The 502-nt window shown below is 55.2% G+C and carries 1 rRNA gene; it reads right to left on the bottom strand.

The features are described from left to right. Positions 1–502, bottom strand: a 23S ribosomal RNA gene (locus CW267_RS29935); the annotation flags it as partial.

Raw genomic sequence — 502 nt, 5'->3', positions numbered from 1 at the left:
AGTCTCAGGGAGAACTCATCTCGGGGCAAGTTTCGTGCTTAGATGCTTTCAGCACTTATCTCTTCCGCATTTAGCTACCGGGCAGTGCCATTGGCATGACAACCCGAACACCAGTGATGCGTCCACTCCGGTCCTCTCGTACTAGGAGCAGCCCCCCTCAATTCTCCAGCGCCCACGGCAGATAGGGACCGAACTGTCTCACGACGTTCTAAACCCAGCTCGCGTACCACTTTAAATGGCGAACAGCCATACCCTTGGGACCTACTTCAGCCCCAGGATGTGATGAGCCGACATCGAGGTGCCAAACACCGCCGTCGATATGAACTCTTGGGCGGTATCAGCCTGTTATCCCCGGAGTACCTTTTATCCGTTGAGCGATGGCCCTTCCATTCAGAACCACCGGATCACTATGACCTGCTTTCGCACCTGCTCGCGCCGTCACGCTCGCAGTCAAGCTAGCTTATGCCATTGCACTAACCTCCTGATGTCCGACCAGGATTAG

The sequence above is a fragment of the Klebsiella sp. X1-16S-Nf21 genome, from assembly GCF_002837615.1.
In the GTDB taxonomy this organism is placed as follows: Bacteria; Pseudomonadota; Gammaproteobacteria; order Enterobacterales; family Enterobacteriaceae; genus Klebsiella; species Klebsiella variicola.
This window is presented reverse-complemented; position numbering and strand designations above follow the sequence as displayed.